We start from the raw sequence: 22,164 nt of genomic DNA on the forward strand, positions 1-22,164 counted from the left end.
GGGCCGCGTGGGACCCTCGAGATGGCGGTGTTTCCCGAAAGCGGCAACGTCCCGCCGCTGTCCGGCCTGATCCGGGGTTAAATTTCCCTCCACCCGTTGCGCCCACGGTCTATCCGGCGCATACAGGTGGTAGGTCAGTGGGAAACGCCCGATCCCCATGCAGATTTACCTGCCCATCGCCGAACTCTCCATCAACGTCTTCCTGATCCTGGGACTGGGCGGCGGTGTGGGATTCCTGTCGGGCATGTTCGGTGTCGGCGGCGGGTTCCTGCTGACGCCACTGCTGATCTTCGTCGGCATTCCGCCGGCTGTCGCAGTCGGCACGCAGGCGAATCAGATCCTGGCCTCCTCCGTCTCCGGCGTCATCGCCCATTGGCGGCGCGGCGGCGTCGATTTCAAGATGGGCGCGGTGCTGATGTCCGGCGGCGTGCTCGGCTCGGGCGTTGGCATGGTGATCTTCGATCTGCTGCGCTCGCTCGGGCAGGTCGAGCTGCTGATCTCGCTCAGCTACGTGATCTTCCTCGGCACCGTCGGCGGGCTGATGATGAACGAAAGCGTGCGGGCCATCCTGCGCGCCCGGCGCGGCATGCCGCTGCCCAAGCGCCGCCGGCACGATGATCTGGCGCACCGGCTGCCGTGGAAGATGCGCTTCCGCAAGTCCAAGCTCTACATCAGCGTCATCCCGCCCATCGCCATCGGCTTCTTCACCGGCGTGCTGTCGGCCATCATGGGCGTCGGCGGCGGCTTCATCATGATCCCGGCGATGATCTACATCCTTGGCATGGCGACCAGCGTCGTCATTGGCACCTCGCTATTCCAGATCATCTTCGTCACCGCCACCGTTACCCTGCTGCACGCCACCACCACCTACACGGTCGACGTGATGCTGGCGCTAATCCTGGTGGCGGGCGGTGTCATCGGGGCTCAGTTCGGGGCGCGGGCCGGCATGAAGCTGAAGGGCGAACATTTGCGCGCCCTGCTGGCGCTGGCGGTGATCACGGTGTGCCTCGGGCTTGCCTGGGGCCTCGTGGCCACGCCCAGCCACAGATACTTCGTCTCGACTCTGGTGGATGCCGAATGATCCGCTGGCTCGCCGTCCTGCTGTTGATGCTGTCGCCGGCCCCGGCGCTCGCCGTGTCGCTCGCCACCGACCTGTCGAGCCGCGAGATCGCCATCACGTCGAGCTTCAACGGCACCAGCCTGCTGTTGTTCGGGTCGAAGAACGCCGGGCGCGGCGCGGGCGATGTCGACATCATCGCCGTGGTCCATGGCCCCGAACAGCCCATGACCATCTACCGCAAGCAGCGGGTCGCCGGCATCTGGGTCAACAGCCGGCCGGTGCGGTTCCACAACGTGCCGGGCTTCTACGCCATCGCCAGCAATCGGCCGCTCGAAGAGATCGCCGACGCCGACTATCTGCGGCGCGAGAATATAGGTCCGACCAATCTGGTGCTGCTGTCGGTCGAGGATGTGGGTCTCGATGAACTCGCCGATCTGCGCCGGGCCATCGTCGACGACCGCCGCCGCGCGGGCATGTACATCGCCGAGAATGACGCGGTCACGTTCCCGGCGGGCGACCTGTTCCGCGCCAACATCTTCTTTCCTGCCCGCGTGCCTGTCGGCGACTACCGGGTCATCGTGCGGATGATGCGCGACGGGCGCGAGATCGGGCGCACCACCACCGTCGTCACCGTGGGCAAGCAGGGGCTGGAACAGTGGATTTACACCACGGCGCACAGCCAGCCGCTCGCCTACGGGCTGGCCGCGATCCTGATCGCCGTCGCGGCGGGCTGGACCGCGGCCCTGGTATTCCGCCCCCGCTAGGCCCCGCCAGCGCCCCGCTGAGCCCACAATTCCACTTAAAGTGATTTCTGAACAACGGGAACCCGACCGTTCAGGAAGCGTTCAGGTTTCCAGCATCATTGTTCAACGTGACGAGGGCACGGAATCCCTAGGTTCCACGATCCAATCGGGGTGACGATGTCGAGAGCTACTTTTGTTGCAGACGAGAATTTGGGCCGGTTCCTGAAGGAAATGCGGCGCTTCAATGTTCTCGATGCCCAGACCGAACAGGAACTGGCCCTGGCATGGCAGCGCGAGCGCTGCCCGCACGCGGCCGAACAGCTGGTCGGCAGTCACCTTCGCCTGGTGGTGAAGGTCGCCAAGAGCTTTCGCGGCTATGGCCTGCCGCTGGGCGAGCTCGTCGCGGAGGGCAATGTTGGGCTGATGCAGGCCATCGACCGCTTCGAGCCGGAACGCGGCTTCCGCCTGTCCACCTATGCCCTCTGGTGGATCCGCGCGACCATCCAGGAATACGTGCTCCGGTCGTGGTCCATGGTCAAGCTTGGCACCACCTCGGCCCAGAAGAAGCTTTTCTTCAATTTGCGGCGCCTGAAGACCAATCTGCGCGCCATCGAGGAAGACACGCTGACGCCCGAGCAGGTCTCGTTCATCGCCCACCAGTTGCAGGTGAGCGAGGAAGACGTGATCAGCATGAACCAGCGCCTCTTTGGCCGCGACCAGTCGCTGAACGTGTCGATCTCGGACGAGGACGACACCGAATGGCAGGACTGGCTGGAGGATGGCGAGATTTCGCAGGAGGAGATGCTGGCCGAGAACGACCAGATGTCCAAGCGCCGCGCCCTGATGAGCCGCTGCCTGACCTTTCTCGATCAGCGCGAGCAGCACATCCTGATCAACCGCCGCCTGCGCGACGACCCGCCGACCCTCGACGCCCTCTCGCAGGAACACGGCATCTCGCGCGAGCGCGTCCGCCAGATCGAGGTTCGGGCGTTCGAGAAGCTGAAACGGATCATGCGCAGCCCCGACATGCCGGCGGCCTACGCAGCCTGACGGCGGCCTGCGCAGCCTAACGGCGGATTGAGAGCCCCTTTCGGAAACGGCCTCCCGTACACGGCGGGAGGCCGTTTCTTTTTGTCTCAGCCCCGGCGCTGCCCTGGCAGCCACTCTTTCAGCCGCCGCGCCGCTTCCGCCATGTCGGCGCCGGTGCCGGAGAAGCACATGCGGATGAAGCGGTGGCCGTCGATCTCGTCGAAATCCGTGCCGGGCACCGTGGCGACGCCCGCGCCCTCCAGCATGTCGCGGCAGAACGCCGCGCTGTCGCCGGTGAAGGCCGACACGTCGGCGTAAAGATAGAACGCGCCCTGCGGGTCGGCGAAGCGCAGGCCCAGCGGCGCCAGCTCGGCCAGCAGCAGGTCGCGGTTCGCCCGGTACTGGTCGACGCGCGCGTCCAGTTCCTGCGTGCACTCGAACGCCGCCAGCGCCGCGTGCTGGGCGATGGTCGGCGGTGAGATGAACAGGTTCTGCGCCAGCCGCTCCACCGGGCGGATCAGCGCCTCGGGCACCACCATCCAGCCGATGCGCCAGCCGGTCATGCAGTAATATTTCGAAAAGCTGTTGATGACGATGGCGTCCGGGTTGAACGACAGCGCCGTCACCTGGTCGCCGCCGAACACCATGCGGTGATAGATCTCGTCTGAAATCAGCCGGATTCCCCGCTCGGCGCAGGCATCGCCCAGTGCCTGCATGCCGGGGCCGTCGATCATGGTCCCGGTCGGATTGGACGGGCTGGCGACCAGCAGGCCGTCCAGCCGCTCGGCGAAGGCCAGATGCGCCGGCGTCGGCTGGAAATTGTCGGCGAGGCTGGTGCGCAGCTCCACCGCCTCGATGCCCAGCGTCCGCATGATCCGCTCATAGGGCGGATAGCAGGGACGGCCGATCGCCATCCGGTCGCCCATGTCGAAACAGGCGGTGAAGGCCAGCGTGAACGCCGCCGATGATCCGGTGGTCACCACGATCCGGCGCGGGTCCACGTCGGCGCCATACGCCTCGCCATAATGCCGGGCGATGCGCTCGCGCAGCGGCGCGATGCCCAGCGCCACCGTATAGCCGCTCCGCCCCGCCCGCATGGCCGCTTCCGCCGCCGCCACCACCGGCGCCGGCGTCGGCAGCCCGGGCTCGCCCACCTCCATGTGGATGACATGCCGCCCCTGCGCCTCCAGCGCGGCGGCCGCGGTCATCACGTCCATCACGCGAAAGGCGGGAATGTCGCTGCGGCGGGAAATCTTCGGGCTCATGGGCAAGGCTTTCAGCACGGACAGACCCGCCAATTCCCTCATGTGCCCGCTTCGATCAAGACATTTCCGGTCATTCCCCCTATTTTCCCTGAGGGAGGAACCGCATGACCGATCCGAAGACCGCCGCCACGCTGGCCCCCGCGCCGGACCATCTGCCGTTGCCCGGCGACGCCCTGTGCGGCCGGTGCGATTCGTCGGCGCTGGGCTTCGAGACCACCGCCGAGATCACCGAGGCCAATGGCGTCATCGGCCAGCAGCGCGCCGTCGAGGCCATCGACTTCGCGCTGGGCATGGACAAGCCGGGCTACAATCTGTTCGCCGTTGGCCCGCGCGGCACCGGCAAGCACCGGCTGGTCGCGGGCATCGTGCAGGACACCGCCCGGCAGCGTCCCGCCGACCGCGACTGGGCCTATGTCCACAATTTCGAGGACGAGCGCCGCCCGCGCGCGCTGGCCCTGCCGGCCGGACGCGGCGCCGGGTTCGACAAGGCCATGGATCAGCTGGTGCGCGACATGCGCGCCGGCCTCGCCACCGCCTTTGGCGGCGAGGATTACCGCAACGCCGTCCAGAGCATCCAGGAGCATGTGGAGCGTCACCAGGCCGAGGCGCTGGACGCCATGCGCGCCAAGGCGGCGGAAAAGAACATCTCGCTGCTCAGCACGCCCATGGGTTTCGGCTTCGCCCCGCTGGAGAACGGCAAGGTGATGGAGCCCGAGGCCTTCAACCAGCTGCCCGAGGACGCGCGCAAGCGGATCGAGACCGATATCGCCGCGCTGCAGGAGGCCATGCGCGAGGCCATGCAGCAGATGCCGGCGCTGCTCAAGGACGTGCGCCGCAAGATCGAGGAACTGAACCGGGAAACGGCCGAGTTCGCCATCGGCGGCCTGATCCGCGCGGTGCGCGAGCGCTACGCCGACCTTGCCGACGTGGCCGCCTATCTGGACGCGGTGCAGGCCGACCTCAAGGACAATATCGACCAGTTCCTGAAGGGTCAGGCGCCGCAGGAAAGCGGCGAGGGCAAGCCGCCATCGCCCGCGCCGCCCGATCCGGACGTGTTCTTCCGGCGCTACAAGGTCAATCTGATCGTCGAGCATGCCGAGGGCGCCACGGCGCCCGTGGTGTTCGAGGACGAGCCGACCTATGAACGCCTGATCGGCCGCATCGAGCACCGGGCCGAGATGGGCGCGCTGGTCACCGATTTCAGCATGATCCGCGCCGGCGCGCTGCACCGGGCCAATGGCGGCTACCTGATCCTCGACGCGCGCAAGGTGCTGATGCAGCCGCTGGCGTGGGAAGGGTTGAAGCGGGCGCTGCGGGCCGGCGAAATCCGCATCGAGGCGGTGTTCACCGCCATGGGCCTGCCCGCCACCAACATGCTGGAGCCCGAGGGCATTCCCCTGTCGGTCAAGGTGCTGCTGATGGGCGAGGGCAACGTCTACTATCCGCTGCAGGCCTACGACCCGGAATTCTCCGGCCTGTTCAAGGTGCTGGCCGACTTCGACGAGCGCGTCGTGCGCACCGACGAGAACATCCTGAAGATGGCGCGCCTCGTCGCCGCCCGCGCGCGCGGCGACAATCTGAAGCCGTTTCACCGGCAGGCCGTGGCGCGGCTGATCGACGACATGTCGCGCGAGGAGGAGGATTCCGAGCGCCTGTCGGCCAATGTGGAGCATCTGACCGACCTGATGCGCGAATCCGACTATCTCGCCGGTAAGGCGGGCCGCGAGGTCGTGATGGAAGAGGATGTGGAGGCTGCCATCGACGCCCGCCGCCGGCGGGTCAGCCGGATCGCCGAGCGCATGCAGGCCGAAACGGTCCGCCAGACCGTGCTGGTCGACACGGCCGGCGCCATGGTCGGCCAGATCAACGGTCTCTCGGTCTACAGCATCGGCGCCGCCGCCTTCGGCAAGCCGGCGCGGATCACCGCGCGGGTCTGGCTCGGCCGCGGCGACGTCATCGACATCGAACGCGCGGTGGCGCTGGGCGGGCCGCTCCACTCCAAGGGCGTGATGATCCTGTCGGGCTATCTCGGCGCGCAATATTCCCAGGACATGCCGCTGTCCCTGTCCGCGACCCTGGTGTTCGAGCAGTCCTATGGCGGCGTCGATGGCGACAGCGCCTCCTCGGCCGAGCTCTACGCTCTGCTCTCGGCGCTTGCCGACGTGCCGATCTTCCAGCATTTCGCGGTGACCGGGTCCGTGAACCAGCGCGGCCAGGTGCAGGCCATCGGCGGCGTCAACGAGAAGGTCGAGGGCTTCTTCGACCTGTGCGCCGCGCGCGGCCTGAACGGCAGGCAGGGCGTGCTGATCCCCACCGCCAACGTGAAGCACCTGATGCTGCACCGCCGGGTCATCGACGCGGTGCGCGCCGGCCAGTTTCATATCCATGCGGTCTCCAGCATCGACCAGGGCATCGAGATCCTGACCGGCGTCGCCGCCGGCAAGGCCGACGACACCGGCGCGTTTCCGCCCGGCACCATCAATGCCCGCGTCGCCGCCCGCCTGCATGGTTTCGCCGAGGCGCGCCAGCGCTTCGGCGCCCCGCCCCGCTGGGAAACCGACGCATGAACGCCGCGCCCGGCAATGTGGACACCGACAAGGCGGCCCCCGCGCGTCCGCGCCGAAGCCACCGGCCGCCCGCGCGCATCGTCCTGACGCTCGAGCCCGAATCCCTCGGCGGCGGCGCCATCGACACGGCCGTCAGGCTGGCCCGCGCCTACGGCGCCGAGCTGGCCGCCGTCTTCGTCAAGACCAGCGGCATGCTGGCCATGGTCTCGCTCCCCTTCGGCGGCACGGTCATCAGCCGCTCGGGCCTGTCCCTCACCATCGACCGGGGCGGGCTCGATCACCGGCTCGACCGGCTGGCGCGGCAGGCGCAGGCGACGCTGGCCCGCGCGGCGGGCGACCGGGTGCGCTGGTCGTTCCGCACCGCCACCGGCTACACCGAGCAGGTGGCCGCGCTCGAGGCGCTGCCCGGCGACCTGTTCGCCATCTGCTCGCGCACCGCCCGCCAGGTGTGCGAGGCCATGGAGACCCATGCCTGCTCGCTGCTGCTGCTCGGCGACGGCGTGGCGCGCGACCGGCCCGTCATCGCCCTGTTCGAGGGCGACACCGCCCTGCTGGTGGCGGCGCGCGACATGGCCGAGGCGCTCGGCAAGGAATTGCTGGTGGTGCTGCCGTCCGGCCCCGCCGCGCCCCGCTGGCGGCGCAGCGTACGCGGCTGGCTGGACCGGCGCGGCCTTTCCGCCCGTGTGCTGCAATCCAGCCTCGCCGAGGGCGCCGCCCTCGCCGGCGAACTGGCGCGCCTTGCCCCCGGCCTCCTCGTGATGGGCCGGCAGGCGCCCGCCGGCGCGTCGGTGCGCGGTGTCTATGAAAGCGCCGGTCGGGGCGTGCCCCTGCTACTGGTGTCCTGATACGGACATGCTATATCTCCGGCACATCCGGAGGTTGTATTCATGATCTTCATTTCCGTCACGCGGTTGCGCATCCGCTCATGGCGCGCCATGCCGGCCTTCGCCTGGCATGTGCTGCGCGTGGTGCGCCAGGCCCGCACGGCCCCCGGCAGCATCGAGGTCGAGCTGCTGGCCGATGCACGGCGCACCTTCTGGACCTGCTCGGTCTGGCGCGGCGAGGCGGCCATGCGCGATTTCATGCTGTCCGGCGCCCACCGCGCCGTCATGCCGCGGCTGGCTGGCTGGTGCGACGAAGCCTCGGTGGTGCACTGGGCGCAGATCGCCTCCGAGCTGCCCGGCTGGGACGAAATCTGGCGGCGCATGGCCGAACAGGGCCGCCCGTCGCCCGTCGATCACCCGTCGCCCGCGCACCTGGCGTTCGAGATCGCGCCGATCCGCCGCTAGGCCGCGCTCAGCGGGCGGGCGCGTCCGCCGGTGCCGCGTCCGGTTTCCCCGGCGCCGCTTCCTTGCGCTCGTGAAGGGGGTTGTGGCCGCTGCCGACAGGGGCCTCGTGCAGCGGATTGCCGGGCGCCGCCGCCGCGCCCATGTCGCTGTGCGCCTTGTAGGAATCATAGCCCTTGCGCGCCGCCGCCGCTTCGTCCGGCGGCGCGACCGTGTTGGCATCGCGCGGCGGCGCCGCATCGGCGGCCCGGGCGGGCAGGGATCCGGCCATCACGGCCAGGCATGCGCAGACCATCAACGTTTTCATCGGCAGGCTCCCCTCGATCCCATGACAATGGGTCATCCAGGAGAGTAGGCTCGCGATGGAACTGCCGCAATGGCGGCTCGCGTGCTGTCACCCGCTAGGCGTTGTCCGGCAAGCGTTCTGCGTCGCCGACCGTCTCTTGCGGGCCATCCGCGTGGTAACAGACAAAGGCCAGCTTGTTGCCGTCAGGGTCGCGCACATCGGCGATGTAGAAGTCCAACGCATAGTGCGGCCGCAAGCCCGGCGCGCCCTCCTCCGACCCGCCCCGCGCCAACGCGATGGCATGGAGGTGTCGACCAGTTCGACGTTCGGCGCGCGAAGCGCCAGCATCACCCCATTGTCCACGCTCGCCGGCGCGCCGTCGAATGGCCGGCCGACACAAAGCCCCGGCATGCCGTAATCGTCCAGCGATGCCCAGGAAACGCTCTTGTCCCCGGACCAGCATCGCGGCTGCCCCAGTCGCTCCATCAACGCATCATAGAAGCAGGCCGCCCGGTCCAGATCGTTGGTTCCAAGCATGGCATAGGCGAACATGGGACTCTCCGGAATGGGTGAGCTCGTCGCTGCAGGGGCATAGCATCTATGTTAACCAGAATATTGCATAAGGGGCCTGCTAGCCCCGGTACCTGATCAGTAACGAAGCCGTCAGGTGGGATTTGTTTCTAGGAAATGCTGGTACATTGATCCAGCAAGTTGCATCTTGCTGGTGAAACGATCCTGTGGCGGCCAGTTATCCAGAACTGATTGATGGAAACACATCGTAGAGTCGGTGGGGGCACAGTCGCTACTCGGTGCTAGTATTTATGGATTTGAGGGACGCTATGCCTGCCTTTACGCCAAAGCAACTTGACAGTTTTCACAGTGCGGCCATCTCTCTTAAGCTGTTTAGCCGTGCTGAGCTAACAGATGAGAAAGACCGTTCTCTTATCGAAAAGCTTTACGTTGACCCTCTTCCTAATGATCAGGTATTTAAGACATTGTTGGCGCCCAGTACTACTATCATTGTAGGCCGGAAGGGGACTGGAAAATCCACGGTCTTTCAACGTGTCCAGCATGAAGTCCGAAAAAATAAGATGAGTGCCATTTCGGCCTACATGGATATACGGAACGTATACGAATCATCGCAAGTTGATCCAGGAGCAGCGGCAAAATTAGATATTTTCCATAATGCAATGTCTACTGAGCAGATACAAAAATTTCTTTTGTATAAGCGGTTTTTTTATACTCTCATATCTGACATCCGGGATGAGCTAAAAAGACAAGTTGATCAGCACTTTTTAGGTAAACTTAAGCAGCGCCTAACAGGCACCTCAGCGGAGGTATTTTCTGGCCTCGACAAAATTATTTCCCATTTAGATCACCCCAACTACGAAAACATAGATGGATTCTTATCGAAAGATAAGAAAGTGTTGTTTTCTGAAAAAACTAGCGACAAAGATATCGCGGCTTTACAAGTGGGAGCCTCTGAGCGAGGGATATCAGTAGGCGCGGACGTTAGTGCAGAATCAGGACACTCATTAGAAGAAGCAGGAGAGGAGGTTTACACCCAGATATTAATGCGAGTTGTTGGTGTTAATGAAGTATTAGATGAGATAAAGAAGATTCTCTCGGCGTTGGGAATCAAGCATTTGTATTTATTTCTTGATGATTTTTCGGAGCTTCCTAGGGAGGCGATGAACATACTCGTGGATGCTCTAATTTCTCCACTATCTAGATGGTCTGATTTTATTAAATTCAAGATCGCCGCATATCCTGGGAGAGTATATTTGGGATCCCTTGATACTACAAAAATGGAAATAATAAATCTCGATATGTATGGTCTATATGGACAGTCTGGTGTGAATAAAATGGAAGAAAAAGCCATAGACTTTGTCCGACGCCTTGTTGAAAAGAGAGTTCAGTATTATTGCAAATCTAGTATTGATGGATTTTTTAACCAGAGAAGTTCCGATTTATGGAGACATTTGTTTTATGCATCAATGGCAAACCCGAGAACGTTAGGGCATATACTTCTGTACGCCCATGAGGCTAATCTAATTTATGGAAGCGCCATTGGTGTGCAGGCAATTCAGGAGGCAGCTCAACGTTATTACGAAGATAAGATTGCGCCGTTTTTCACTACAGGAAAATATAAAATGGCGTTTGAAGAGCGGTCATCAGTCTACTCGCTTAAGGAGTTGTTAGAGCGAGTTGTTTCTAGGGCCAGAAGCATCCGGCAAGAGGGCTCTAGAGATGGTGCTCATTCGCGCTCTAGACCTTTTTCTAGCCATTTCTACGTAGCTCAGGACTACGACGAGCTTTTGCTCTCGTTGGAATTGTCCTTCTTTATGACAAAGTATTTTGAGCAATCAGATCGCGCTGGCAAAAGAGTGTCGGTCTACGCTCTAAATTACGGCTTATGTATGAAGTATCAGATCGGATTCGGGCGCCCGTCAGATCGACGCGAGGATCGATTATATTTTGTGGATAGGCAATTTGACTATAATGGAATTGTTCTGGAGTACGTAAATTCGAATCAAGAGGTCAAGTGCGATAGCTGTATGACTGAGTTTGATATGTCAATGTTGAGTTCGTTAAAAACGTTTAAAATGAGATGTCCAAACTGCTTAAGGGGACAATGCAAAGTTATAAATCTTTCGAAAAAATACGGCGATGTTTTGGAGGCCATTAGTCCAGAGTTGTTGCTTCCTGATGCCGAGCTTGGGATAATGCAGGTGTTGTATGCAGAAGACGAAACTCTAGTTGCATCGCAAATAGCAACAGAGCTTGACTGTTCCGGCCAGTTGGTCGGCAGGAGGGGGCGAAACCTTGCCGAGCGTAAACTGGTTGAGCGAGAGCAGAAAGGGAACGTATTCAGCTACACTCTGACCAATCAAGCGAGGACTGCCTATTTTAGTGATACAAGCGGTGATTCGCTGTTATTAGAAGGCGAAGTTTAGTACTTGCGTTGGCAGGGAGTGCTCACGATTACGGATAACAGCCTTCAAAACAGGCTCGCCCGCATCTCTACCAATTACAAAAAACTGGAGCGGGTGAAGGGAATCGAACCCTCGTCGTAAGCTTGGGAAGCTTCTGCTCTACCATTGAGCTACACCCGCGCGCGCTGTCCGTCTGAGATAGCATATCGGCGCGGCCTGTCGAGTGTTTTCACCACTCCCGCGCGGCGGCGTTTTCCCGTATTGATCCCGTCACGAGACCGGAGCCGCCGCATGGACATGGAAGAGATCGTCAGGGACGTCACCGCGCTGCTGACCGCCTACGGGCTGAAGCTGGTCGGCGGCATCGTCATCCTCATCGTCGGCTGGACGCTGTCGTCCTGGGGCGGCCGGGCGATCTCGCGCATCTCCCGGCGTACCACGCGGATCGATCCCACCATCATCACCTTCCTGTCCAGCGCCGTGCGCTATGGCATCGTCGGCTTCACCATCCTGGCCCTGCTGGCCCAGTTCGGCGTCGAGACCACCAGCATCATCGCCGTGCTTGGCGCGGTCAGCATCGCCGTGGGCCTGGCGCTGCAGGGCACGCTCAGCCATTTCGCCTCCGGTGTCATGCTGCTGCTGTTCCGGCCGTTCAAGGTTGGCGACGATATCGAGGTGGCGGGCCAGGGCGGCACGGTCAAGGCGATCACCCTGTTCACCACCGAGCTGTCCATGGCCGACAACGTGCTGCTGATCCTGCCCAATGGCGCGGTCTGGGGCTCGGTGATCAAGAATTTCAGCGCGCACCGCACCCGCCGCGTCGATCTCACCCTGGGCATCGGCTACGACAACGACATCGACCGGGTCATGGAACTGGTGCGCCAGACCATCGCCGCCGACCCGCGCCCGCTGGCGGCCCCCGCGCCGCAGGTCGTCACCGGCGCGCTCACCGAAATGGCGGTGCAGGTCATCGTGCGCGTCTGGGTGAACACGTCCGACTACTGGGCCTTCCGCTTCGATCTGATCCGCGCGCTCAAGCAGCGCTTCGACGCCGAAGGGGTCGCCATCCCGCTCGCCCAGCATATGACTCATAACGGCGCCCCGTGACCCTTCAGGGCGAATTGTTCACCCCTCGCCCGGGTTTTTTCGTATGATGAAGGCCTTGGGGGATAACGCCTGGCGCGTTGGGGCCAGTGTCATGCGAACGTTGGAAGCGGTTTTCCCGCGAACCGGGGGCAATCTCCTGCGGCTGTTACTGCTCGCTGCGTCGTGCGCGGCCGCGGCGGCGCTCGGCCCGCTTGTCGCCATTGACGGCATGGCCTCGCCCGCCACCTGGTGGCCCATGGGCGTGGCTCTGGGCGGCGTCATCGCCTTCGGCGCCGTCGCCTTGCCCGGGGTGATTCTGGGCTGGCTGGCCGGGGCGCTGGTCGCCGGGCTCGATCCCGCCACCGCCGTGCTCAGCGTGCTCACCGGTGCCGTCTCGGCCTGGGGCGGAGGCTGGCTGTTTCGCCGCCTGGATCTCGGCCTGCCGCTGGACCGGTTCCGCGACGCGGGCTGGCTGGTCGGCGCGGTCATTCCCTTCACCGCGCTGCTGGCGGGTCTCGCTGACGGTATCGCCTTCGCGGCCGCCGGCCTCGTCCCGCTGGGGGACGGGCCGCTGCTGGCGCTCAGCCGCGCCGTCGGCTGCCTGTTCAGCGCCATGGCGCTGGTGCCCCTGATCATGGGGCTGGCGCTCGCCCAGCCCATCGCGACCCGACCGGCGCGCTGGCTGGAATTCGTCGCCTTGCTGGGCATCAAGGCCCTGTCGGCGGTGATCGTCAACCTGCCGACGCTGCCCTATCCCATCCAGCTCGCCATGGTCGTCAGCCAGTTTCCGCTGCTCGCCTGGATGGCGGTGCGTTTCAATCTGTTGGGGCTGGGCATCCTGGTCGCCGTCTCGCTGGTCTTTGCCATGTACGGCACCACGCAGGGGGCTGGGCCGCTCCACGAATTCACCTCGGCGGGGCAGTGGACCACCCTGACCGTGTTCTGCGCGCTGTCGACCGCGACGGCGCTGCTACTTTATACCGCCATGGAGACGGCGCGCCGCATGCAGGCCGATCTGGCCCAGAGCGAACGGCGCCTGCGCGACATCGCCGACAGCGCCAGCGATTTCTTCTGGGAAACGGATTCCGAGGGCCGCCTCGTCTACGTGTCCGAGCGCTTCGCCGATTTCGTCGGCAGCCAGACCGAAACGTTGCTGGGCCGCAGCACCTTCCGGGATGAGATGACGGCGCTGACCGAGGGTGACTGGATCGAGGCCCGCGAGGCGATCCGCCACCGCCGGCCCTATCGCAATCTTCGCCTGCCCATGAACACCTTCAACGACGAACACAAGGTACTGCAGGTCAGCGGCAAGCCGGTCTTCGATCCATCTGGGGCCTTCAGCGGCTATCGAGGGGCCTGCAGTGACATCACCGAACAGATCGAATCCGCCGATGCCCTGTTCCAGGCCCAGAAAATGGAGACCGTCGGCCAGCTGACCGGTGGCCTGGCCCATGATTTCAACAATCTGCTGGCGGTCATCATCGGCAACATGGAACTGACCGAGGACGCGGTCCGCGACAATCCGGCCGCGCTCTCGACCTTGCGCAAGGCGCTCAACGCGGCCGAGCGCAGCGCCACGCTGATCCAGCGGCTGCTGGCCTTCTCGCGCCGGCAGGCGCTGTCGCCGCGCATCATCGACGTCAACACGCTGATCGTCGGTCTGGGCGACATCCTCGACCATGCGCTGGGCGACAGGATCACGGTCCGCCGCGCGCTCGAGGTCGATCCGTGGCTGATCCGCGTCGATCCGACCCAGCTCGAGGCCGCCATCCTCAACCTGGCGCTCAATGCCCGCGACGCCATGGAGGGCGGCGGCAGTCTGACCATCGCAACGCGCAACCAGCGCCTCGAGGCCGCCGGTCAGCACAGCCCTGACCCGGCGCCGCCCGGCGACTATGTGGCCATCGAACTGGCGGACACGGGCACCGGCATGACGCCCGAGGTCCTCGCCCACATCTTCGAGCCGTTCTTCACCACCAAGGACGCCGGCCGTGGCAGCGGTCTGGGCCTCAGCATGGCCTATGGGTTCGTGCGCCAGTCCGGCGGCGCCATCGACGTGCGCAGCGTTCCGGGTGACGGCACGGTCATGACCCTCTACCTGCCGCGCCACCTGGCCGGCGGCGAGGCCGACAGTGAACCCGCCGAACCCGATCCGGCCGTGCGCGGGCAGGGCGAGCGGGTGCTGCTGGTCGAGGACGATCCCGGCGTGCGCGAGCTCATGATCCAACGCCTCGAGCGTCTTGGCTACCGGGTCGAGGCCGCCATCCATGCCCACGAGGCGCTCGAGCGGCTGTCGGGCCCGGCGCCGGTCGATCTGCTGCTCACCGACATCGTCCTGCCGGGCGGCACCTATGGCGACGTGCTGGCGGCGCAGGCGCAGGCCGCCCGTCCGGGCCTGCGTGTCCTGTTCATGTCCGGCTACCCCAAGAAGGCGCTCGATCGGATCGCGCGGCTGGAAGGCGCCGCGACCATCCTGCGCAAGCCCTTCCGCAACCGTGACCTTGCGGCCCATTTGCGGGCGGTGCTGGATGCGCCGCCATCTTGACGGGTTTGGCCAAAAAGCCTAACACTGAAGGCCGTGGTGATTTGGCGACCTGCTTGCGGCCACGTAAAACAAACAGCTAAACGGTCGGGCGCAAACCCTGACCTGTCGGTCGGGGTTTTTTGTTGTGGGCGTGGACGATGTACACACCGGACCATTTCAGGGAGGATGACGGCGACGCGGCGCTCGACCTGATCGAACGCTACCGGTTCGGCCTGCTCGTTGCCGGCGGTGACGCGGTCCACATTCCTTTCGTGCTCGATCGCGGCCAGCAGGTGCTGCGGTGTCATGTGGCACGCGACAATCCTGTCTGGCAGGATGCGATCGGCCAGGAAGTGCTGGCCGTGTTCTCCGGCCCGCATGCCTATATCTCTCCCGACTGGTACGAAAAAGCCGGCGACGTACCCACCTGGAACTATCTGGCGGTCCATGTGCGGGGCAAGGCGCGCCAGCTGCCGGAGGCGGCGCTGGAGGGCCATCTGCGCGCGCTGATCGCGCAGGAGGAAGCCCATCTGGCGCCCAAGCCAGTCTGGGACCTGGGCGCCGTCGACGCGGTCAAGGTCACTTCCATGCAGCAGCACATCGTCGGCATGGAAATTCCACTCGGCCGCGTCGAGGCGAAATGGAAACTGTCGCAGAACCGGACGGCGATCGATCGCCGCAAGGTGATCGGCGCGCTGCGGGCGCGGGGCGGCGAGGACAATACGGCCATCGCCGATGCGATGGAGCAGAAGGAAAAGGAAGTCCGTTCATGACCAACAAGAAAACTCCCGCCGACTGGCGCCTCGCGACCAAACTGGTGCGCGGCGGCCTGAAACGCTCGCAGTTCGGCGAAACCTCCGAGGCCATCTTCATGACCTCGGGTTTCCGCTACGACGCGGCCGAAGTCGCCGCCGACCGGTTCGCGGGCGCGGCCGAGGGCTTCACCTATTCGCGTCTGTCCAACCCGACCGTGGCCATGTTCGAGGAACGCATGTCGATCCTCGAAGGCCTGCCGGTCGCCAAGGCGACAGCCACGGGCATGGCCGCCGTCAACGCGGCGCTGACCTGCCAGCTCCGGGCCGGCGACAAGGTCGTCGGCGCCCGGGCGCTGTTCGGCTCGTGCCGTTATATCCTCGACGAGATCCTGCCGCGCTACGGCATCACCACCGAACTGGTGAACGGCGCCGACAACGACGCCTGGGCGCGGGCGATCACGCCGGGGACCAAGACCGTGTTCGTCGAAACCCCTGCCAATCCCACCCTCGACGTGGTCGACCTGCAAGTGGTCTGCGACCTGGCGCACGCGGTCGGCGCCACCGTGGTCGTCGACAACGTGTTCGCCACGCCGCTTTTGCAGCGGCCGACCGAATACGGCGCCGACGTGGTGGTCTATTCCGGCACCAAGCACATCGACGGCCAAGGCCGAGCGCTCGGCGGCGTCATCCTGTGCCAGCAGCAGTTCTTCGACGATCACCTGAACCAGTATCTGCGCCACACCGGGCCGACCATGAGCCCGTTCAACGCCTGGATCCTGCTCAAGGGCCTGGAGACGCTGGACCTGCGCGTGACGCGCATGTGCGAGAACGCGGCCAAGGTCGCCGACTTCCTCGCCGATAGTGGCAAGCTGTCCCGTGTGCTGTATCCGGGCCGCAAGGATCACCCCCAGCACGAACTGGCCATGCGCCAGATGGCCGCCGGCGGCACCGTCATCACCATGGACGTGCCCGGCGGGCGCGACGGCGCGTTCCATCTGCTGAACGCGCTGGAGATCATCGATATCTCCAACAATCTGGGCGACGCCAAGAGCCTGATGACCCATCCGGCCAGCACCACGCACCGCTCGCTGGCCGAAGCGGCGCGCCTCGAACTCGGCATCGGCGAGGGAACTCTCCGTCTGTCGGTGGGCCTCGAGGACGCGGACGATCTGATCGAGGACCTGGCCGAGGCGCTGACCAGGATCTAGCGCGCCGCGGGCGGCGTAGAACGGCCGCGGCGGCGGTCTCCTGGGGAAACCGCGCCGCCGGTGTGGACAAACCGCGCGCCACGGTTAGAGTACCCCCATGCCGCCCGCATCGACGTAACGAAGGGTTGACCATGTACAACGCCGTGACCCGGCAGATCAGCGTGACCGTCACGCCCTACTTCATCGAGGAGCAATCCGATCCCGATGACAATCATTTCGTGTGGGCCTATCAGGTCAACATCGAGAACCAGGGCAGTGAAACTGTTCAGCTGCTGAGCCGTTTCTGGCACATCACCGACGCCCATGGCCAGGTTCAGGAGGTGCGCGGCGAAGGCGTCGTCGGCGAACAGCCGGTCCTGCATCCCGGCGAAAGCTTCGAGTACACCAGCGGTACGCCGCTGTCGACGCCATCGGGGATCATGGTTGGGCGCTATCAGATGGAAACAAGGGGCGGCGAGGGTTTCGAGATCGAGATTCCCGCCTTTTCGCTGGACAGTCCGTACCAGCGGACAAGCCTGAACTGACGGGGAGCAGAAAATGGACAAGCGAGTGGCTCGGGCACCGACCCGTGAAGAGGCCGAGGAAGCGATGCGGGTCATGCTCCGCTGGGCGGGCGACGACCCCGACCGCGAGGGCTTGGTGGATACGCCGGCGCGCGTCGTGCGCGCCTACGAGGAATATTTCGCCGGTTATCGGGAAGACCCCAATCAGTATCTCGAGCGGACGTTCGAGGAAGTCGCGGGCTATGACGAGATGGTCGTGCTGCGCGACATCCCGTTCGAATCCCATTGCGAGCATCATCTGGCGCCGATCATCGGCCGGGCGCACGTCGCCTACCTGCCGACCAACCGGGTCGTCGGCATCTCCAAGCTGGCCCGCGTGGTCAACGCCTTCGCCAAGCGGCTGCAGGTGCAGGAAAAGATGACGGCCCAGATCGCCGAATGCATCAACAGCGCGCTGAAGCCCGATGGCGTCGCCGTGGTGATCGAGGCGGCGCATCACTGCATGACCACCCGCGGCGTGCACAAGCACGGCGTCTCCATGGTCACCAGCACGTTGCTCGGCGCGTTCAAGGAGAACATCCACACCCGGGCCGAGTTCATGGCCATGATCGGTAGTCCCGCCAGCCGGGTCTACGGCTAAGCCGATGCGCCCGAATGCCCGCCGTGCCGTCGAGATCCTGGGCCACCTGATCGCCTTCGACACGGTCAGCCGCAACTCCAACCTGGCGCTGATCGACTATGTCTCGGCGCGGCTTGCGGCGCTGGGCATCGAGAGCGAGCTGATCCGCGACGACACCGGCGGCAAGGCCAACCTGTTCGCCACCATCGGCGGCCCGGCCGGCCGGCCTGGCATCGTCCTGTCCGGCCACACCGACGTGGTGCCGGTCGAGGGCCAGGACTGGGACAGCGATCCGTTCGGCATGGTCGAACGGGATGGCAAGCTGTTCGGGCGCGGCACCTGCGACATGAAGGGCTTCATCGCCATCTGCCTTGCCATGGCGCCCACCATCGCCGCGGCACGGCTGCGCGAGCCGATCCATTTCGCCTTTTCCTATGACGAGGAAGTCGGCTGCCGCGGCGTCGCCGGCATGATCGAGCGGATCAGCGGCCGCCGCCCGCTCCCGCGCGCGTGCATCATCGGCGAACCCACTTCCATGCGCGCGGTGACCGCGCACAAGGGGATCCGCGCGTTCGAGACGGTCATCGTCGGCCGCGAATCCCACTCCAGCAACACCGAGTTCGGCGTCAGCGCCATCCTGGCGGCGGCGCGGCTCATCGAGTTCCTGCGCGGCCTGCTGGCGGAGATGAAGCAGCGCGGCGACGCGACCGGCCGCTTCGATCCGCCCTACACGTCGCTCAACGTAGGCACTATCAATGGCGGCACGGCGCTCAACATCACGCCCAACCATTGCCGCTTCGTCTGGGAATACCGGTCGCTGCCGCAGGCCGACGAGAACGAGATCATCGACCGGTTCGAGGCGTTCTCGGCCGAAGTGCTGGCGGAAATGCGCGCCCGGTTCGACGGCGCGTCCATCGTCACCACCCAGATCGCCCGCGCGCCGGCCCTGCTGCGCCGCGAGAATTCGGCCGCCGAGGAACTGGTGCTGGCGCTGACCGGCCACAACGAGACGCTGACCGCCGCCTATGTCACCGAAGCCGGCCTGTTCCAGCAGGCCGACATTCCCACGGTCGTGTGCGGTCCGGGTTCGATTGACCAGGCGCACCGGCCCAACGAGTTCATCGAACTGAGCCAGATGGACGAGGGCACGGAATTCGTCGAAAAGCTGGTCGCGGCGCTGTCGGCCTGAGGGTTACGCCGACGCGGTCGGCGGATCGAAATCATAGCGGGTGCTGCAGAACTCGCAGGTCACCTCGATCTTGCCATTGACCACCATGTCGGCCATCTCCTCGGCCGAGAACTGGCTCAGCACGCCCTCGATGCGCTCGCGGCTGCACTGGCAGAACACGTTCAGCGGAATCGTCTCGAACACCCGCACGCCGCGCTCGTGATAGAGGCGGAACAGTAGCTGTTCCGAGGTCACGTCGGCGGCGACCAGTTCGGCGTCGCTGGTGCTGGCCATCAGGATCGCGGCCTCGCGCCAGGTATCGTCGTCGTCATCGTCGCCGTGCTGGCGGCCGGCCGAGGCCAGGTGCTGCACCATGATGCCGCCCGCGCGCCAGTGGCCGTCTACCCGGGCCGCGCTCAGCTTCACCGCCGATGGCAGTTGCTCGCTGTCGTCCAGATAGCGCTGGGCGCACTCTGCCAGCGTCCCGCCTTCCAGGCCGACGATGCCCTGATAGCGCTCCGTGTCCGGGCCCTGGTCGATGGTGAAGGCCAGATAGCCGCCGCCCAGCAATTGCGGCACCTCGCGGCCCGGGTCGACGCCGCGTTCGACCGCCGCGGCATACAGCTCGGCGTCGAACGCCACCCAGCCGCGCAGCTCGCCCGGCGTGCGGTAATCGACCACGATGGTCTTCACCGCGCCGTCGCCCTTGGCCTGCATGGTCAGCTTGCCCTCGAACTTGATCGAGCTGCCCAGCAGCGCCGTCAAGGTCAGCGCATGGGCCAGCAGGCTGCCGATGCCCTCGGGATAATCGTGCTTGCCCAGGATATCGGCGACCACCGGTCCCAGCCGCACCACGCGCCCGCGCACATCCTGCCCCTCGATCTGGAACGGCAGGATGAGGTCGTCGCCGCGCGGCGCGGGCGCAAGAGGCATGCTCGACATAGAATTACTTTCCCAGGCACCAGAGCAGGATGGCCTTCTGGACATGCAGGCGGTTCTCCGCCTCGTCCCAGACCACCGACTGCGGGCCGTCGATCACGGCCTCGTCCACTTCCTCGCCCCGGTGCGCGGGCAGGCAGTGCAGGAACAGGGCATCGGGCTTCGCCGTCGCCATGACCGCCTCGCTGATCCGGTAAGGGTCCAGTCGCTCCAGCCGCTGCTCGCGGCCGGTCTGGCCCATGGACACGAACGTGTCGGTGAAGACGAAATCCGCGTCCTTCACCGCCGCGTGCGGGTCTTCGGTGGCGCTGACGCGGCCGCCCTGGGCGGCCGCCCAGTCCAGCACGTCCTGACGCAGGGCATATTCCGGCGGCGTGGCGATGCGCAGCTCGAAGTCGAACTTCACCGCGGCATGCACCAGGCTGGCGCAGACATTGTTGCCGTCGCCTGTCCAGGCCGCGACCTTGCCCGCGACCGGCCCCCGGTGTTCTTCCATGGTCATGACGTCGGCCATCAGCTGACACGGATGGGTCAGCTGGGTCAGGCCGTTGATCACCGGAATGGTGGCGTGCTCGGCCAGCTCCAGCAGATAGTCGTGGCGCAGCGTGCGCAGCATCAGCACGTCGACGAAGCGGGACAGCACGCGGGCCGTGTCGGCCACGGTCTCGCCCCGGCCCAGCTGCGTCTCGTCGCCGGTCAGCACCATTGTCTGGCCGCCGAGCTGGCGCATGCCCACGTCGAAGGACACGCGGGTCCGCGTGGATTCGCGCTCGAAGATGGCCGCGAGGATTTCGCCGTTCAGCGGCTTGGCCGGGTCGGCGGCGCCCTTCGGCAGCCCGGCGCGGGCGTTCTTGATCGCCTTGGCGCGGTCGATGATCTGCCGGAGGTCGCTGGCGTCGATCTGGTCGAGGTCGAGGAAGTGCCGGTACGCGCCGCCGGTCATGACGCTGGACTCAGCTGGGCGGCCACCGCCGCGCAGGCGCCGTCCAGCGCGTCGATGGCTTCGTCGATCTCGTCCTCGGTCACCGTCAGCGGCGGCAGCAGGCGTACCTGGTTGTCGCCCGCGCCCACCGTCAGCACATGGCGGTCGCGCAGCGCGTTGACGATGTCCGTGTTCGGCACCTTGCAGCGCAGGCCGCGCATCAGGCCGAGGCCCTGCACGCCGTCCAGCACGTCCGGATGACGGGCGACCAGCGCGCCCAGCTTCTGGCCCATGTAGCCGCCCAGATCCTGCACCCGGTCGAGGAAGCCCGGCGCCAGGATGACGTCGAGCACCGCGTTCGCCACCGCGCAGGCCATGGGATTGCCGCCGAAGGTCGAACCGTGGCTGCCGGCGACCATGCCCTTGGCGGCCCGTTCCGTCGCCAGGCAGGCGCCGATGGGAAAGCCGCCGCCCAGGCCCTTGGCCGTCGCCAGGATGTCCGGCTCGATGCCGGACCACTGATAGGCGAACAGCTTGCCGCTGCGGCCCACGCCCGACTGCACCTCATCGAGCACCAGCAGGATCCCGTGTGCGTCGCACAGCTTGCGGATCGCGGCCATCAGCTCGACCGGCACGGCGTTGACGCCGCCCTCGCCGCGCACCGGCTCGAACAGGATACCGGCGGTTTCAGGACCGATGGCCGCCTTCAGCGCCTCGAGGTCGCCGAACGGCACCTGGTCGAAACCTTCGACCTTGGGGCCGAAGCCTTCAAGATGCTTGGCCTGACCGCCGGCGGCGATGGTCGCCAGCGTGCGGCCATGAAAGGCGCCTTCCATGGTGATGATGCGATAGCGCTCGGGCGCGCCATTGGCATAGTGATATTTGCGCGTGGTCTTGATCGCGCATTCCAGCGCCTCGGCGCCTGAATTGCAGAAGAACACCGTGTCGGCGAAGGTTGCCTCGACCAGACGCGCGGCCAGCTTTTCCTGCTGCGGAATTCGGTACAGATTGGACGTGTGCCACAGCGCCTCGGCCTGCGCCTTCAGCGCCTCGACCAGATGAGGATGGGCATGGCCCAGACTGGTCACGGCGATGCCGCCGCAGAAGTCCAGGAACTTGTCGCCAGTGGTGGTATAGAGGTACGAGCCCTTGCCCTTGTCGAAGGCAAGATCGGCCCGTCCATAGGTCGGCATCACAGCCGTGATCATCGGAATCCCCGTCCGCGTGAGGGTCTGGAAAAAGCCGTGGAGTATCGGGAGGCCCCCACG

The 22,164-nt window shown here is 65.2% G+C and carries 19 protein-coding genes, 1 tRNA gene, 1 pseudogene and 1 riboswitch; of the genes and pseudogenes, 14 read left to right on the top strand and 7 right to left on the bottom strand.

Annotation, left to right across the window (positions count from 1 at the left end; genetic code table 11):
• The first annotated feature begins 157 nt into the window (after positions 1 to 157).
• From WJU17_RS12935 to rpoH, 3 genes are all read left to right on the top strand, one after another.
• Positions 158 to 1,081 carry a sulfite exporter TauE/SafE family protein gene (locus tag WJU17_RS12935; protein ID WP_346327814.1) on the top strand — a complete coding sequence of 308 codons (924 nt, stop codon included), beginning with the start codon at positions 158 to 160 and terminating at the stop codon, positions 1,079 to 1,081.
• On the top strand, positions 1,078 to 1,824 hold the full coding sequence (locus tag WJU17_RS12940; RefSeq protein ID WP_346327815.1) for a TIGR02186 family protein: 747 nt from the start codon (positions 1,078 to 1,080) through the stop codon (positions 1,822 to 1,824). Before WJU17_RS12935 ends, WJU17_RS12940 begins: the two co-directional genes overlap by 4 nt.
• 156 nt (positions 1,825 to 1,980) lie before the next feature.
• Entirely contained in the window at positions 1,981 to 2,853 is an 873-nt protein-coding gene (rpoH, locus tag WJU17_RS12945; RefSeq protein ID WP_346327816.1) for an RNA polymerase sigma factor RpoH, read from the top strand.
• Between the two features lie 86 nt (positions 2,854 to 2,939).
• On the opposite strand, the gene WJU17_RS12950 is transcribed toward rpoH, so the two are convergent.
• Complete coding sequence (locus WJU17_RS12950; RefSeq protein WP_346327817.1) at positions 2,940 to 4,139, bottom strand: aminotransferase class I/II-fold pyridoxal phosphate-dependent enzyme; 1,200 nt, start codon at positions 4,137 to 4,139, stop codon at positions 2,940 to 2,942.
• Between the two features lie 62 nt (positions 4,140 to 4,201).
• Here WJU17_RS12950 and WJU17_RS12955 point away from each other — a divergent pair, with 62 nt between their 5' ends.
• Genes WJU17_RS12955 through WJU17_RS12965 form a run of 3 tightly spaced genes read left to right on the top strand, consistent with a single transcriptional unit; the run spans position 4,202 to position 7,953 of the window.
• A complete protein-coding gene (locus tag WJU17_RS12955; RefSeq protein ID WP_346327818.1) occupies positions 4,202 to 6,664 on the top strand; it encodes an AAA family ATPase in 2,463 nt (820 codons plus the stop codon).
• Entirely contained in the window at positions 6,661 to 7,509 is an 849-nt protein-coding gene (locus WJU17_RS12960; protein ID WP_346327819.1) for a hypothetical protein, read from the top strand. Before WJU17_RS12955 ends, WJU17_RS12960 begins: the two co-directional genes overlap by 4 nt.
• 42 nt (positions 7,510 to 7,551) lie before the next feature.
• Positions 7,552 to 7,953 (top strand): antibiotic biosynthesis monooxygenase, encoded by a 402-nt coding sequence (locus WJU17_RS12965; protein ID WP_346327820.1) that lies wholly within the window; start codon positions 7,552 to 7,554, stop codon positions 7,951 to 7,953.
• A gap of 7 nt (positions 7,954 to 7,960) precedes the next feature.
• Here the strand turns inward: WJU17_RS12965 and WJU17_RS12970 are convergent, their stop codons facing one another.
• Entirely contained in the window at positions 7,961 to 8,257 is a 297-nt protein-coding gene (locus tag WJU17_RS12970) for a hypothetical protein (protein ID WP_346327821.1), read from the bottom strand.
• A gap of 94 nt (positions 8,258 to 8,351) precedes the next feature.
• A pseudogene (locus WJU17_RS12975) lies at positions 8,352 to 8,788 on the bottom strand (VOC family protein).
• A gap of 287 nt (positions 8,789 to 9,075) precedes the next feature.
• On the opposite strand from WJU17_RS12975, the gene WJU17_RS12980 reads away from it, so the two are divergent.
• On the top strand, positions 9,076 to 11,193 hold the full coding sequence (locus WJU17_RS12980; RefSeq protein WP_346327822.1) for a hypothetical protein: 2,118 nt from the start codon (positions 9,076 to 9,078) through the stop codon (positions 11,191 to 11,193).
• A gap of 85 nt (positions 11,194 to 11,278) precedes the next feature.
• Here WJU17_RS12980 and WJU17_RS12985 read toward each other — a convergent pair.
• Positions 11,279 to 11,352 (bottom strand) — tRNA-Gly (locus tag WJU17_RS12985).
• A 111-nt stretch (positions 11,353 to 11,463) separates the two neighbouring features.
• Between WJU17_RS12985 and WJU17_RS12990 the strand changes: the two genes are divergently transcribed.
• The 7 genes from WJU17_RS12990 (at position 11,464) to argE (ending at position 19,056) form a co-directional block, all read left to right on the top strand.
• On the top strand, positions 11,464 to 12,279 hold the full coding sequence (locus WJU17_RS12990) for a mechanosensitive ion channel domain-containing protein (RefSeq protein WP_346327823.1): 816 nt from the start codon (positions 11,464 to 11,466) through the stop codon (positions 12,277 to 12,279).
• 91 nt (positions 12,280 to 12,370) lie between these two features.
• The gene (locus tag WJU17_RS12995; protein ID WP_346327824.1) at positions 12,371 to 14,803 is read left to right on the top strand and encodes an ATP-binding protein; all 2,433 of its coding nucleotides are present in this window, start codon (positions 12,371 to 12,373) and stop codon (positions 14,801 to 14,803) included.
• A gap of 23 nt (positions 14,804 to 14,826) precedes the next feature.
• A riboswitch (SAM riboswitch) is annotated at positions 14,827 to 14,903 on the top strand.
• A gap of 37 nt (positions 14,904 to 14,940) precedes the next feature.
• On the top strand, positions 14,941 to 15,555 hold the full coding sequence (locus WJU17_RS13000) for an FMN-binding negative transcriptional regulator (protein ID WP_346327825.1): 615 nt from the start codon (positions 14,941 to 14,943) through the stop codon (positions 15,553 to 15,555).
• Entirely contained in the window at positions 15,552 to 16,745 is a 1,194-nt protein-coding gene (gene metZ / locus WJU17_RS13005) for an O-succinylhomoserine sulfhydrylase (RefSeq protein WP_346327826.1), read from the top strand. The genes WJU17_RS13000 and metZ overlap by 4 nt, the downstream gene beginning before the upstream one ends.
• Before the next feature lie 131 nt (positions 16,746 to 16,876).
• Positions 16,877 to 17,269, top strand: coding sequence for a Co2+/Mg2+ efflux protein ApaG (gene apaG / locus WJU17_RS13010; RefSeq protein WP_346327827.1), 393 nt, complete (start codon positions 16,877 to 16,879; stop codon positions 17,267 to 17,269).
• 13 nt (positions 17,270 to 17,282) lie between these two features.
• Positions 17,283 to 17,888: a GTP cyclohydrolase I FolE gene (gene folE / locus WJU17_RS13015; protein WP_346327828.1), complete on the top strand. Its 606-nt coding sequence runs from the start codon at positions 17,283 to 17,285 to the stop codon at positions 17,886 to 17,888.
• Positions 17,889 to 17,892: 4 nt separating this feature from the next.
• Positions 17,893 to 19,056 carry an acetylornithine deacetylase gene (gene argE / locus WJU17_RS13020; RefSeq protein WP_346327829.1) on the top strand — a complete coding sequence of 388 codons (1,164 nt, stop codon included), beginning with the start codon at positions 17,893 to 17,895 and terminating at the stop codon, positions 19,054 to 19,056.
• A 3-nt stretch (positions 19,057 to 19,059) separates the two neighbouring features.
• Here argE and WJU17_RS13025 read toward each other — a convergent pair whose 3' ends face one another.
• Genes WJU17_RS13025 through WJU17_RS13035 form a run of 3 tightly spaced genes read right to left on the bottom strand, consistent with a single transcriptional unit; the run spans position 19,060 to position 22,104 of the window.
• Positions 19,060 to 19,977 carry an Hsp33 family molecular chaperone gene (locus tag WJU17_RS13025; protein WP_346327830.1) on the bottom strand — a complete coding sequence of 306 codons (918 nt, stop codon included), beginning with the start codon at positions 19,975 to 19,977 and terminating at the stop codon, positions 19,060 to 19,062.
• A 4-nt stretch (positions 19,978 to 19,981) separates the two neighbouring features.
• A complete protein-coding gene (gene argF, locus WJU17_RS13030; RefSeq protein ID WP_346327831.1) occupies positions 19,982 to 20,917 on the bottom strand; it encodes an ornithine carbamoyltransferase in 936 nt (311 codons plus the stop codon).
• Positions 20,914 to 22,104 carry an aspartate aminotransferase family protein gene (locus WJU17_RS13035; RefSeq protein WP_346327832.1) on the bottom strand — a complete coding sequence of 397 codons (1,191 nt, stop codon included), beginning with the start codon at positions 22,102 to 22,104 and terminating at the stop codon, positions 20,914 to 20,916. Before WJU17_RS13035 ends, argF begins: the two co-directional genes overlap by 4 nt.
• Positions 22,105 to 22,164 lie beyond the last annotated feature (60 nt).

The organism is Iodidimonas sp. SYSU 1G8 (assembly GCF_039655775.1).
GTDB lineage: Bacteria > Pseudomonadota > Alphaproteobacteria > SMXS01 > SMXS01 > RI-34.